Raw genomic sequence first — 13320 nt, 5'->3', positions numbered from 1 at the left:
GATTAGCCGACTAACTACATGAAGGGTACGGCAATGGACCTGGGGTTGCGGGATGTGGCGGTGCTGGTGACGGGCGGGTCGTCCGGGATCGGACGGGCGGCGGCGATCGGGTACGGACGGGAGGGCGCGCGGGTCGCGATCACGTACAACGCGCGCAAGGACGCGGCCGAGGCGGTGGCCGAGGAGATCGAAGCGGCCGGCGGTACGGCGTACGTCGTACCAATGGATCTGAACGAGCCGGACACCATCGCCGCCGCGGTGGCGGCGACCGTCAAGCAGTGGGACGGGCTGGATGTGGTGGTGGGGAACGCGGTCAACTGGGGCAACGCGGGGTTCCACGACCGGCCGGTGAAGATCGAGGACGGTCCGGCCGACTGGTGGGTGCCGGTGATGCGGGGGAACCTCGAGGGCAACTACCACCTCGTGCAGCAAGTGGCGCCGGCGCTGCGACGTTCGGAGCACGGTCGGTTGGTGCTGATCTCGACTGATCTCGCCGAGCGCGGTCTGCCCGGCTCCTGGCCGTACTCCGCCGCGAAGGCCGGGCTGCACGGCCTGGTCGCGAGTCTTCAGCACGACCTGGGCCAGGATGGCGTTCTGGTCAACGTGGTGATGCCCGGGATCACGCTGGAGAACGGCGAGCACCGAGTGATCCCGAAGCCCGCGCTCGAGCAGATCGCGGCCACGTTCAGCGCCCGCAAACTGCCGGAAACCAGTGACCTCGCCGACGCGATCCTGTTCCTCACCTCACCGCGGACGACCGCGATTCAGGGCGAGATCCTCCGCGTCACCGGCGGCAGCCTGATCCCGAACTAACGAATCCTGACGGCGGCGGCCGCGCTTCTCCGGACGTTGCGGCCGTCGCTCACCTCGACCCGGTAGGCGACCGACTGGCCGCTGGTCAGGCCGCTGTCGCTGAACGTCGTCACGACCGGTTTGGTCCACGAGTACGACGTACGCTTCCAGCTGCCCACCTTCGTCTTGCCCCGGTACAGCGTGTAGGTCAGCGAGATGTTGTCCAGGTCCAGCACGGTCGGGAAGCTGACCGTCGCCCGGTGGACCCGGGTGCTGGACACCTTCGGCGCCGCCGGCAACCCCGGTCGGGCGCCGCCGGGAGCGTTGGTGAAGCGAGTCAGCCCCTGCTGGCGTACGCCGTTCACCTGGGTGAAGTCGCCGCCGGCCCAGATGTCGTCGCCGCCGGATGCGAACGCCAGCGGCCCCACCTCGGTGCTGCCGCCCGCGTCGGTGTTCGGGAACCACGGGCCGAGCTTGCCGGTGATCCCGCTGTAGACCAGCAGGTGGTGCATGCCGGTCTTGTCCGGGAAGCCGCCGTCGCGGCTGCAGTCGTGGGCGTGCGAGCCCTTGTAGACCCAGTTCCCGATCGCCTTGACCGCCTCGGTCGCGCCCAGACACTTGCTCTGCCACAGCAGCTTGCCGGTCGACGCATCAGCCGCGAGCACACCGTCGTAGCAGCCGATACCGCTGCCGGCGTTCGCGACGAAGACCTTGTTGCCGAGGACGTCGATGTCCTTGACCCGGCTGTCGCAGTCGACCGTCTTCGCCGGGATCGCCGCGGCGGCCGGCATCGAGTAGGCGGCGCCGGTGGTGGTGTTCAGCATCGCCAGCGCGTGGTGCGGCTCGCCCTGCAGGGTCACGAACCCGCCGCCGACGAACACCCGCTTCCCGTCCGCCGAGAGCTCGATCGCGTGCACGTCGTCGTCGGCGTCCGGGTTCCAGGACGTCAGGATCCCGGTCTTCAGGCTGATCGCGGCCAGCCGGTTCCGGACCACGTTGTCCACCCGGCCGAACGCGCCGCCCACGTAGACGGTGTTGCCCCTGATCGCCAGCGCCGCGACCCGGTAGTTGACCGCCGGGTCCCAGCCGCCGACGAGCTCGCCGGTCGCCACGCTGAACAACGCGACCCGCTTGCGGGACACGCCGTTGACCGTGGTGAAGTCGCCGCCGATCACGACCCACTTGCCGTCCGGGCTCGTCGCGATGCTCCAGACCGGGCCGTTCAGCCTCGGCGCGAACCGGGTCGGCACACCGGTGCTGCGGTTGAAGGCGGCGATGTAGGTCCGGGCCGCGTCGCCCTGCCCAAGCGCCTTGCCGGGCTGCCGGATCCGGGTGAAAAGGCCACCGGCGTACACAGTGTTCCCGGCGACGGCGAGCGCGTTCACGCTGGCGTTGGTCTGCCAGGTCGGCCGGCTGACCGCCGAAACGGCCGAGGCGAACCCCGGCGCCGCGGCCTCCACCGGCCGGCCGGACGGAATCAGCGCCGCAGCGATCACAGCCGCGGCGGTGACCACCGCCAGAAGAGCCTTCTTCATCAACAATCCCCCGTGCCCCGAACCCGACCTGTGACGTTGTGCCACCACACGATAACTGTCAGCTCAGCCCGAGGCGAAAACGCACCCGCGGCGCGCGCTCGCCGTACCAGGACGGTGACACTTGTACCGTGGGCACAGGACCCTGGAGAAGGAGCGTCGCGATGGCCCGGGCACTGATTGTGGTTGACGTGCAGAACGACTTCTGCGAGGGCGGGAGTCTGGCCGTCAAGGGTGGTGCGGACGTGGCGTTCCGGATCGGGGAGCTGCTGCACAAGTGGTACGAGGCCGACCCGGGTGACAAGCAGTACGAGTACGTCGTGGCGACCCGGGACCACCACATCGACCCGGGCGACCACTTCTCCGAGAGCCCTGACTACGTCGACTCCTGGCCGCGGCACTGCGTCGCCGGCACCGACGGCGTCAGCTTCCACCCGAACATGGACCCCCAGCCGTTCGACGCGATCTTCGACAAGGGCGAGTACGCCGCCGCCTACTCGGGCTTCGAGGGCAAGTCGCACGGCGACGGCCGGGCGCTGGCCGACTGGCTGCGGGAGAAGGGCGTCACCGACGTCGACGTCTGCGGGCTCGCCACCGACTACTGCGTCCGCGCGACCGCACTCGACGCCAAGCAGGCAGGCTTCAGTACGACGGTCTTGACCCGGCTGACCGCGGGAGTCGCCCCGGCGACGACCGAGCAGGCTCTGACCGAGCTCAGCGCCGCCGGGGTCAAGCTCACCTGACCGGCGCCCCGAGCCGAGCGGGATCCGAGGGCCCACCACGCCAGGAACTGCGCGATCGTGAAGAACAGCACCAGCACCGGCGCCAGCTGCTTGATCCCCTCGGCCATCAGCCGCGGCACGTCCGCCGCCTTCTCGATCGCCTTCACGGTCACGCCGTACGCGATGCCGACCAGGCCGAAGAGCATGGCGACGACCATCGCGATGCCGTCCAGGAACGGGGACTCGACGATGCTGCCGTTCTCGCCGCGCAGCGGTGAGTCTGCGGCACCAGTACGGCGACAATCGCGGCGGCCGCGAGCTCGGGGTCGGGATCGGGCTGGCGTCGTACCCGGACGCGATCGCGGTGTACGCGACCACAATGCTGCACGACGCGCGCGCCGAGCAGATCGCTCGCGATCTCGAGCCGCGATCCGCCTAGCCGCTCGCCGCGGACTCAGTGGGCTGCGGCTTCTGCGAGTGGCTCACCTGACCCGTCAGGCCAACCCCTGGTCGTGGATCAGCAGCGCCGAGCTTGGTCAGGGGTTGATGTCGATGGGAGCGCCGCCCGAGACCAGTGACCAGTCGCCGGTGTGGAAGGCGGACGGGTCGACGGCGCCGGTGGCGGTCACGTAGTCGATCATCAACTGCCGGATCTCGACCTGGCGGTTGTAGACGACCGGGGCGGTCTTGATGTGGGGGAAGTTGCCGCTGCCGGACTGGCGGTAGTTGTTCACGGCCACCACGAACTGCTGGTCCGCCGCCACCGGGACCCCGCCGTACGCGAGGTCGGTGATCCGCGAGCCGACCGGCTTCGCGATGTCGATCGCGTAGCTGAGCGGCTTCGTCAGTCCGCCGAGGATGTCGTAGTTGTAGTCCGGCGTGCCGTTCGGCGCGGTCGGCGTCGGCGCATTGGTGATCTGGTCGGACGTGAACGGCCCGCTCCCGGTGACCTGCTTGAAGTACTGCGCGGAGAACTCCAGGTACTCGCGGAGCTGCGCCCCCGTCATCGTCACCGCGAGCAGCGTGTTGTCGAAGACGTACAGCCCGGCCACGTCCCGGATCGACACGTCACCCGCCGGGATCGCGGCCGCCCGGTTGAACGGCGCCGCGATCGCGAGCACCGGCAGCGCGGCCTCCGGGGTTCCGGCCAGCGCCTTCGCGACCGCGTCGGCCTGGATGAAGTTGACGAAGTCGAGCGCGGCGGTGTCCTCCCACGGCGCGGTCGCCGCGGACATCGCCGCCGTGCAGGTGCCGATCTTCGAGTTCACGTACTCGATCACCGTGTCGTGGTTCTGCTGCAGCACGGCGACCACGTTCGGGTCGGCGTCGACGGTGTTCGCGTTCAGCACCTGGGCGTGCCGGCCGACGACCTTCCACCGGCCGCGCTCTTTGCGCAGGTCCAGGTCGATCAGCGACAACCGCATGCCCCACTTCAGCGGCTCGGTCAGCACCGCCTGCTCGCCGGTCTGCCTGTTCGTCACCAGCCGCTCGGGGATCTCCTGGTGCGCGTGCCCGACGAGTACGGCGTCGATGCCCGGGACTGTCTCGACCATCAGGGCGGACGCGTTCTCGGGGACCGGCAGCGCGTCGCCGTACGACGAGGACAGGTCCATCCCGGAGTGGACGGACACGATCACCACGTCGGCGCCGGCCTCGCGGATCCGCGGGACCCACACCTTCGCGAGCTCGACGACGCCGCCGAACTTGATCTTGTTCTCGACCACGGCCTTGTCCCAGATCGCGATCCCGGGGTTGGTCAGGCCGAGGATGCCGACGGTGATCGGCTGCTCGCCCGGCACGTGGACCCGCTTCAGCACGTACGGCGGGAAGACGGGCAGGCCGGTCGTCCAGTCCTGGGCGTTCGCGCCGAGCAGCGGGAAGTCGAGCTGCTGCTGGAACTTCCGCAGCACGTCGAGGCCGTAGTTGAACTCATGGTTGCCCAAGGCAGCGGCGTCGTACCCGATCTCGTTCATCGCGGCCGCCATCGGGTGCAGATGGCCCCCGGTGATGGGTTCGATCCTGGCGAAGTAGTACGCCAGCGGGGTGCCCTGGATGGTGTCGCCGGCGTCCAGCAGCAGCGGTCGCGGGGCGCGCGGGTCGGCGGCGATCCGGTCCCGGACCGCGGTGACCAGGGTGGACACCTTCGCCAGCCCGATGTCGTTGTGCGCGGAGTCGTCGTACTCGGTGTTCTTGAAGTAGTCCCAGTTGAAGACGTTGCCGTGCAGGTCGGTGGTGCCCATCACGGTCAGCCGGACCGTCTCGCCAGTCATGCATCCGCCTCACGAGTCGCTCACGCCGGGGTCGCCGGCCTGGACCGCAAACGATACGGCCGACACGCCCCACCCCGATGCCGGGTTGGCCCCGCATGCACGAGAAGATGCCCGTCATGACCGTGCTCATGGCGCGCCTCCGGCGCGACGGGTCACGGGGCTTGAACTCCCGCCCTTCCCTCGTCGCTCCAGTCGCTTCGCTCCCTCCGCTCCTCAGTCCAGGCCGGGAGGCCCCGTGACCGGGCCGCCCGGCAAGTTGCTGCCGTTGGTTGCCGCCCTCCTCTGCGGTGCCGTTCTCGCCCAGGCCGCCGAACCGGCCGACCACTCCGTCACCAGTGCAGCGCCTGTGGTCCAGGCGTCAGCCCATGCGCCGTTGACGATTCACGTCGTACGCCAACCGGCGCCGGTGCCCCGGAAGAAGCAGCAGCCGACACGCCAACGGCGTACGTCGACAACGGCCACGCCGGACGACTGGAACCTGACCAAGCACGGCAAGGTCCTGTACCTGACCTTCGACGACGGGCCGCAGAAGGAGTGGACGCCGAAGGTCCTGCAGGTGCTGGCGAAACACCGGGCCAAGGCAACGTTCTTCGTGCTCGGCCGTGAGGCGGCGGCGCATCCCGACCTGCTCGCGCTGACCCGGGCGGCCGGTCACCGGATCGGCAACCACACCTGGGACCACCCCATGCTGACCAAGCTGCCGGCGGAGAAGATGCGGCAGGAGATCCTGACCGGGGTGAAGTCGAAGTGCTTCCGGCCGCCGTTCCGGGACACGAACGCGCACGTCGAGGCGGTCGCCGCGTCGAACCACCAGCGCCAGGTGCTGTGGGACGTCGACACCCTCGACTGGTCCAAGCCCGGTACGGCGAAGATCGAGCGAGCGATCCTGCAGGGCGCCCGGCCCGGCGCGATCATCCTGATGCACGACGGCGGCGGCGACCGCTCCGAGACCGTCGCCGCGCTCGACCGCGCGCTCACTCAGCTGACTCGCCAGGGCTACACCTACCGCGCCCTCCCCTGCTAACGAACAAACCTGGCCTACTCTGCGTCACAGTCGGGACGGAGCCGCTACCTCACGACCGGCGGACTGCCGGACCGTGACCCAAGGAGCTCGCCGATGCAGAAGAACCGAACCCTGATCGCTGTGGTGGCAGCTGTTGCGCTGGCTGCCGTGGCCACGGGCGGCGCGGTCGCCTACCGCCAGGGTCCTCGCGCCGACGCCGAGGCTGACGCCAAGCCGCTCGGCGGCCTGCCGACCCCGGCCGGTCCGACCACGCCGACCCCGAGCGCGTCCACGCCGAGCCGCACGCCGAGCACGTCGACGGTCGCCGTGAAGCCGACGCCGAAGCCCTCGGGAAGCGTCAAGACGGCTGTGGTTCTCGAGAAGCTGCCCACCGGCCGAGTGCCGCAGATCCCGTACCTGACCGGACGGACGATCCGCGGTGGGGCCGGTGGGGACGTCAAGGTTCCCGGCTCCCAGGACATCCACGCGATCGCCCGGCTGCGGCAGTCGGTGCTGGCGGTGGTGAGCGCGGGCGACAACACGACCGAGATGCTGACGCTCGGCTCGGACGGCGCGATCGTCCGGCGGACGCCCAACGTCACCGGCATCGTCACCACCGAGGACGGATCGGCCGCGGCGTACAACACCACCCTGACGTCCGACCTCGGCGAGGACGAGGCTGGCACCACTGTCTACGCGGAGCAGGACACGGTCCAGAAGGTCACCGTGCCGGGGGTTTGGCACGCGACCCTGCTCGGCTACGTGAAGGGCAAGGTCTACTTCCAGGCCTCGGGCACGCAGGACGGCAAGACCTGGACGCTGTACGAATGGACTCCGGGCGCCGGGAAGGCGACAGCGCTCAAGACCGTGCCGAAGCCGACCGCGGTGTCCGGCGACGGTACGGCGGCCGCCTCGCTGACCGCCTTGAACGACCAGCACAGCTGCACGAGCGTCCTGTCGATCGCGAGCGGCAAGCGGCTGTGGCGCACCTGTGAGTACCAGGTCGACAGCTTCACGCAGGACGGCTCCACCGCGATCGCGGGCCCCATCTACCGCGACGGGTACGGCGACGGCATGGCAGCCGCCCTGGACGCGAAGACCGGCCGGCTGCTGCACGAGTGGTCCGGCGTCTTCCTGCAGACGGTCGCCGAGGACGACCAGCACCTGCTGATCCGCGCCGACACCGGCCAGGAGACGCGGGCCGCAATCATCCGCTGCACCATCTCCACCGGCGCCTGCGAACTCGCCACCCCGCTCGCCAAGGGCAACATCATGATCGGCAGCTAACGAGAACCCGGCCAATCCATCCGAGGGTCAGGCGGGCTGTCAGGTGACGACGCCGGCGCGGCCGCCGGAGAAGTGCTTGAGGGCCTGGTCGATGACGTGGATCGGTTGGTCGAGGGCGTTGACCAGGAACAGCCCGGTGGGGCGGAGCAACGGGTTGGGCTTCACGACGGTCCTGACGGCGGGCTGGTCCAGACCGCGGACGCCCGCCGTGGTGGCGCCGATGCCCGGAGCGAGCTGGAGCTCGAGCGCGTACTGCCCGAAGAGTTTCACCTGCCGGAACCCCTGGACGGTCTGCCACGGCAACACCACCGGGTACGCCGCCCCTTCACACGCCAACTCGAGCGCCTTGGGCGACATCCGCATCGCGATCGGCTGTACGTCGTTGGCGTCGTACCACCGCTGCCGCTCCCCGTCGAGCCGGAAGAACAGCACTGTGCTCAGCACCAGCGGCGCCATCGCCACGATCAGCAACAACGCAAACGGCCACAGCCCAGCGCCGCGAAACGCGACAAGCGCGTACAGCGCCGCCAAAATCCCCACCACACCCAGCGCCAGCGTCACCCACGCACCCCGCCGCTGCACCTTCCGCACATGCACCCGCCGCCCCCGCACCGCCTCCCGATCGATGCCCACCACAAACACCCCGTCCTCACTCACCCCCCAAGACTCCCACAGGCACCCCAGCCGCGGGTCACGTGTTGCGGCGGCCGGCCCAGGTCCAGGCGTAGACGCCGTCGTCAACTGCGGTGCCGCCTTCGCCTAGTTCGAGGGGGCGGAAGGTGTCGACCATGACTGCAAGTTCCTCGAAGCGTTCGGCGCCGAGGGAGGCTTCGATGGCTGACGGCTGGGGGCCGTGGGCGTAGCCACCCGGGTGCAGGGAGATGGAGCCGAGGCCGATGCCGGAGCCCTTGCGGGCCTCGTAGTCGCCGCCGCAGTAGAACATCACCTCGTCGGAGTCGACGTTCGAATGGTAGTACGGCACCGGGACGGACAGCGGGTGGTAGTCCACCTTGCGCGGCACGAAGTTGCAGACGACGAAGTTGTGGCCCTCGAACACCTGGTGCACCGGCGGCGGCTGGTGGATGCGCCCGGTGATCGGCTCGTAGTCGCTCACGTTGAACGTGTACGGGTACAGGCACCCGTCCCACCCGACCACGTCGAACGGATGCGTCGCGTACACCATCCGCGACCCGACGATCCCGCCCGGCCCGTTGCCGCGGTGCTTCACCAGCACCTCGACGTCATTGCCCTCCACAACCAACGGCTCGGCCGCCGCGTGCAGGTCCCGCTCACAGTACGGCGAGTGCTCGAGGAACTGCCCGTACCGGGACAGGTACCGCTTCGGCGGCGCGATGTGCGAGTTCGCCTCGATGCAGTACGCGTGCACGCCGTCCACCCCGGGCAGCCAGCGGTGCGTGGTCGCCCGCGGAATGATCACGTAGTCGCCCTGGACCGCGTTCAGCACGCCGAACACCGTCTCCACGGTCGCCGACCCCTTCTCGACGTACACGCACTCGTCGCCGATCGCGTTGCGGTAGTACGGCGACGGCTGCTCGGCGACGACGTACGAGATCCGGACGTCACCGTTGCCGAGCACCAGCCGCCGGTCCTCGACCGCGTTGCTCTTCGACGTGTCCGTGAAGAGGTCGTGCAGCTTCAGGTGCCGCGGGGTGAGCGGGTGGTTGGCGACGGTGGCGAGGTCGGGCAGCTCCCACACCTGCGAGTCGACGATCGCGGACGGCACGCCGGCGTGGTACAGCAGCGACGAGTCCGACGAGAACCCCTCCTCCCCCATCAGCTCCTCGTAGTACAACCCGCCGTCCGGTTTCCGGAACTGGGTGTGCCGCTTCGGTGGAATCTCCCCGACCTGCCGGTAGAACGCCATCTCACTGACTCCAGGTGTACGATAGTCGAACGCATGCGTCCGCTTACCGAAAGCATCCGTTAGGCTCGGACCCATGTCAACCGTCCCTGCCCTGTTCCGGCACCTGGTCGACGACGCCTCCGTGTTCCCGCCCGGGAACCTGCCGCTGGCCGAGGCGGTCGCCGCGCACCGGGCGCACCGCCAGTCCGCGTACGCCGACCTGGTCGGGCCGTTCGTGTGCGCCGACGAGGACCTGATGAAGGTCGCCGCCGAGGCCGCCCGCACCGGGCCGGACCCGCTCGAGATCACGGTCGTGATCACCGGCGGCGCCGGCGGCATCGAACCCGCGGTCCGGTACGGCGACCGCTCCGCCGACATCGACGTGAAAGCGGTCGAGGTGCGGCTGCGGAACGAGGACGACCTGTCCCGCAACGCACTCCGTGTCGTGCGCGCCTGCGACGACTGCCTGGACGAGGAGAACGCGTTCGTCGAGGTCGGCCTGGACGGCGCCTGGGAGCGCGCCCTGGACGTCGTCGCCGACGCCGGGTACGCCGCCAAGCTGCGCACCGGCGGGCTCGACGCCGCGCTGTTCCCGTCCGAAGGCCAGGTCGCGGCGTTCATCACCGCCTGCCTGGACCGTGAGGTCGCGTTCAAGTGCACGGCCGGCCTGCACAACGCCGTCCGGCACACCGCGGGCGACACCGGCTTCGAGCACCACGGATTCCTCAACGTGCTGCTCGCCACCCGTGCCTCGCTCGACGGCGCTTCGCAGGACGAGCTGGCCGCCGTACTGGCCTCGCGCGACGGTGACGCGCTCGCTGCCCAAGCAGCTGAGCTGTCCGACGATCAGGCCGCAAGCACTCGCCGATGGTTCACCTCGTTCGGCTCCTGCAGCATCGAGGAACCCCGCCACGACCTGACCACACTCAAGCTGATGGAGGCTCAGTGACGGTACTGATGCCACGCCTCCGGCGCGGCGGGTCATGGGGCTTTGACTCCCGGTCTTCCCTCGTCACTCCAGTCGCTTCGCTCCTTACGCTCCTCAGTCCAGACCGGGAGGCCCCATGACCTGGATCGACATCCCCGCGGACTCGCCGTTCGGGCCGGACAACCTGCCACTCGGGGTGTTCCGGCACGGCGACGAGGAGCCGCGGGTGGGCGCCGCGATCGGCGACCAGGTCATCGATCTCGCCCCGGTCGCGTCCGCGCAGATGCTGGACGGATCCCAGCTGTTCACGCGTCCGTCGCTGAACGACTTCCTCGCGCTCGGCCGCCCGGCCTGGCAGGCGACCCGGGAGTGGCTGCTCGACCTGGTCCGCAACGAGAACGACCGCGACGCGGTGGAGCCACACCTGATCCCGCAGTCCGCGGTGACGATGCAGCTGCCGTTCGAGGTCGGCGACTACGTCGACTTCTACGCCTCCGAGCACCACGCGACCAACCTCGGCCGGCTGTTCCGGCCGGACTCCGAACCGCTGCTCCCGAACTGGAAGCACCTCCCGGTCGGCTACCACGGCCGGTCCGGCACGATCGTTGCCAGCGGCACCGACATCGTCCGGCCGTCGGGTCAGCGGAAGACCCCGGACGCGGCCGCGCCGACGTTCGGCCCGTCCCAGCGCCTCGACATCGAGGTCGAGCTCGGCTACGTCGTCGGTACGCCGTCCACGCTCGGCAAGCCCGTCTCGGTCGAGGACTTCCGGGAGCACGTGTACGGCGTGGTGCTGGTGAACGACTGGTCGGCGCGGGACCTGCAGGCGTGGGAGTATGTCCCGCTCGGCCCGTTCCTGGGCAAGTCGTTCGCCACCTCGATCTCCCCGTGGGTGGTGTCACTCGACGCGCTCGCGGCGGCCGCCGTACCGCTGCCGCCACAGGATCCGCCGGTCCTCCCGTACCTGGCGGGCGCGAAGCTGGAGAACTACGACATCACCTTCGAGGTCCGGCTCAACGGACACCTGGTGAGCTCGCCGCAGTACAAGGAGACCTACTGGTCACCGGCCCAGATGCTCGCGCACATGACCGTCAACGGCGCCTCGGTCCGCACCGGCGACCTGTACGCGTCCGGCACGATCAGCGGCCCCGAGCCGGACCAGCGCGGCTCCTTCATCGAACTGACCTGGGGAGGCCGCGAACCCCTCACCCTCGACGGCGAGGAACACACCTTCCTCGAGGACGACGACCAGGTGACCATCACCGCCTGGGCCACCACCCCGGCCGGCCGCCTCGGCCTCGGCGAGGTCACCGGAACGATCAAACCCGCGTAATCCTGTTCATAACTGTTCGTTTCTCTTGACCTGCTAGCGGTTACGTGCGAACTTTCTCCGCATGAAACGTTCAGTGGGGCATGGGGTACTGGCTGTAGCGCTGGCTGCCGGTGTGCTGAGCGTGCCTGCGGGCGCGCACGCCGCCGGCGACCTGACGCTGCGGTCGAACGAGCTGACGGTCACCGTGGGAGCCGACTTCCCCCGAGTGATCAAGTACGTCGACAACGCGTCCGGCCAGGCGCTCGGCGGCCAACCGGAGACCATCTCGACAGTCACGATCGACGGTGTCGCGCGAACCGCGCACCTGACCGCGCCGCCCGCGGTCAGTGGCGGCACGGCGTCGTACAAACTGGCCTTCGACGCGCTTCCCGGCGTCGAGCTGGACGCGAGCCTGAGCGTGACCGGCCGGGTGACGACGTTCAAGGTCGACGCCGTGCGGGACACCGAGGCGTCGCGGGTGCACACGATCGACATCCCCGACCACGACCTGGTGTCCGTCGCCAGCACCGACACCGGCGCGACGACCGCGTTCACCACGCTCGATCCGGACTCGACCCGCACGGCGGACAAGATCACGCCGATCACGTCCGCGACGCCGGCCGAGCCGTCGGCGACCGGAGCGGCGTACGCATTCGTGAACACCAGCGGCCTCGCCGCGGGCATCGAGTCGAACTCGGTCTACGACAAGCCGTCCGGCCAGTCCGTCGACGACGGCGCCCGGTTCTGGCACCGCGCCCGGAAGGCCGCCGACGGCACGACCCGGGTCGGCGTCTGGAGCGGCCAGTGGACGTACCGCGCGGACATCTCGCCGTACACCGAGCCGCTCCCCTGGGCGAAGGTCGTGGTCACCCCCGACGCGAACAAGGACCAGACCGTCGACTGGCAGGACGGCGCGATCGCGTTCCGCTCGATCATGACCGAGCCGAAGGGCGGCGAGCAGGTCAAGGACCGCGTCGTCACGCACATCCCGTTCAACTTCGCCAGCCAGGCAACGCACCCGTTCCTGCGCACGCTGGACGACGTGAAGCGGATCTCGCTGGCCACCGACGGACTCGGCCAGATGGCACTGCTGAAGGGCTACGGCTCGGAGGGGCACGACTCCGCGCACCCGGACTACGGCGGCAACTACAACACCCGCGCCGGCGGCCTCGCCGACCTGAACACGCTGCTGAAGAAGGGCAAGTCCTGGAACGCCGCCTTCGGGGTGCACGTGAACGCGACCGAGTCGTATCCGGAGGCGAACGCCTTCAGCGAGGACCTGGTCGACAAGAACGCCAAGGGCTGGAACTGGCTGAACCAGAGCTACTACATCAAGCAGCGTCCTGACCTTGCCTCCGGCAACATCGTGAAGCGGTTCCAGCAGCTCCGCGACGAGACCGACACGAACCTGCAGGAGCTGTACATCGACGTGTACTACCAGTCCGGCTGGCTCGCCGACGGCCTGACCCGGCAGCTGGCCGGCCAGGGCTGGCAGATCGCGACCGAGTGGGCCGACCGGCTCGAGCGGACGTCGCTGTGGTCGCACTGGGCCAACGACCTCGACTACGGCGGCCCAGATCGAGTACCTGCTCCGCCGGGCGCTCGCCGAC

Annotated in this window: 12 protein-coding genes and 1 pseudogene; 8 read left to right on the top strand and 5 right to left on the bottom strand. The window is 69.4% G+C overall.

From position 1 onward, the window contains the following. The first annotated feature begins 18 nt into the window (after window positions 1-18). Window positions 19-813 carry an SDR family NAD(P)-dependent oxidoreductase gene (locus tag ACWCOV_RS37000; protein WP_449834029.1) on the top strand — a complete coding sequence of 265 codons (795 nt, stop codon included), beginning with the start codon at window positions 19-21 and terminating at the stop codon, window positions 811-813. On the opposite strand, the gene ACWCOV_RS36995 is transcribed toward ACWCOV_RS37000, so the two are convergent. Then, the gene (locus tag ACWCOV_RS36995) at window positions 810-2327 is read right to left on the bottom strand and encodes a WD40 repeat domain-containing protein (RefSeq protein WP_449834028.1); all 1518 of its coding nucleotides are present in this window, start codon (window positions 2325-2327) and stop codon (window positions 810-812) included. The genes ACWCOV_RS37000 and ACWCOV_RS36995 overlap by 4 nt on opposite strands. Window positions 2328-2488: 161 nt before the next feature. On the opposite strand from ACWCOV_RS36995, the gene ACWCOV_RS36990 reads away from it, so the two are divergent. Continuing rightward, window positions 2489-3067: a nicotinamidase gene (locus ACWCOV_RS36990; RefSeq protein ID WP_449834027.1), complete on the top strand. Its 579-nt coding sequence runs from the start codon at window positions 2489-2491 to the stop codon at window positions 3065-3067. A gap of 89 nt (window positions 3068-3156) precedes the next feature. Here the strand turns inward: ACWCOV_RS36990 and ACWCOV_RS36985 are convergent. Beyond that, a pseudogene (locus ACWCOV_RS36985) lies at window positions 3157-3270 on the bottom strand (hypothetical protein); the annotation flags it as partial. A 50-nt stretch (window positions 3271-3320) separates the two neighbouring features. Between ACWCOV_RS36985 and ACWCOV_RS36980 the strand changes: the two are divergent. Next, window positions 3321-3485, top strand: a complete 165-nt coding sequence (locus ACWCOV_RS36980) for a hypothetical protein (protein WP_449834045.1) — start codon at window positions 3321-3323, stop codon at window positions 3483-3485. A gap of 97 nt (window positions 3486-3582) precedes the next feature. Here ACWCOV_RS36980 and ACWCOV_RS36975 read toward each other — a convergent pair whose 3' ends face one another. After that, entirely contained in the window at window positions 3583-5316 is a 1734-nt protein-coding gene (locus tag ACWCOV_RS36975) for a bifunctional metallophosphatase/5'-nucleotidase (RefSeq protein WP_449834026.1), read from the bottom strand. 235 nt (window positions 5317-5551) lie between these two features. Between ACWCOV_RS36975 and ACWCOV_RS36970 the strand changes: the two genes are divergently transcribed. Then, window positions 5552-6340: a polysaccharide deacetylase family protein gene (locus tag ACWCOV_RS36970; RefSeq protein WP_449834025.1), complete on the top strand. Its 789-nt coding sequence runs from the start codon at window positions 5552-5554 to the stop codon at window positions 6338-6340. A 93-nt stretch (window positions 6341-6433) separates the two neighbouring features. Next, entirely contained in the window at window positions 6434-7606 is a 1173-nt protein-coding gene (locus ACWCOV_RS36965; protein WP_449834024.1) for a hypothetical protein, read from the top strand. Window positions 7607-7645: 39 nt separating this feature from the next. Here the strand turns inward: ACWCOV_RS36965 and ACWCOV_RS36960 are convergent, their stop codons facing one another. Beyond that, window positions 7646-8263: a hypothetical protein gene (locus ACWCOV_RS36960; RefSeq protein WP_449834023.1), complete on the bottom strand. Its 618-nt coding sequence runs from the start codon at window positions 8261-8263 to the stop codon at window positions 7646-7648. A gap of 34 nt (window positions 8264-8297) precedes the next feature. Further along, window positions 8298-9491 carry a homogentisate 1,2-dioxygenase domain-containing protein gene (locus ACWCOV_RS36955; RefSeq protein WP_449834022.1) on the bottom strand — a complete coding sequence of 398 codons (1194 nt, stop codon included), beginning with the start codon at window positions 9489-9491 and terminating at the stop codon, window positions 8298-8300. A gap of 73 nt (window positions 9492-9564) precedes the next feature. Between ACWCOV_RS36955 and ACWCOV_RS36950 the strand changes: the two genes are divergently transcribed. The 3 genes from ACWCOV_RS36950 to ACWCOV_RS36940 form a co-directional block, all read left to right on the top strand. Further along, complete coding sequence (locus ACWCOV_RS36950; RefSeq protein ID WP_449834021.1) at window positions 9565-10419, top strand: hypothetical protein; 855 nt, start codon at window positions 9565-9567, stop codon at window positions 10417-10419. A gap of 115 nt (window positions 10420-10534) precedes the next feature. Further along, the gene (gene fahA, locus ACWCOV_RS36945; RefSeq protein WP_449834020.1) at window positions 10535-11731 is read left to right on the top strand and encodes a fumarylacetoacetase; all 1197 of its coding nucleotides are present in this window, start codon (window positions 10535-10537) and stop codon (window positions 11729-11731) included. A 61-nt stretch (window positions 11732-11792) separates the two neighbouring features. Then, a partial coding sequence (locus tag ACWCOV_RS36940) for an endo-alpha-N-acetylgalactosaminidase family protein (RefSeq protein WP_449834019.1) occupies window positions 11793-13320 on the top strand: 1528 nt, incomplete at its 3' end.

It is taken from the genome of Kribbella sp. NPDC002412 (genome assembly GCF_053592935.1).
Note: the sequence above shows the minus strand (reverse complement) of the source record. Positions and strands in the feature narration are given on the sequence as shown.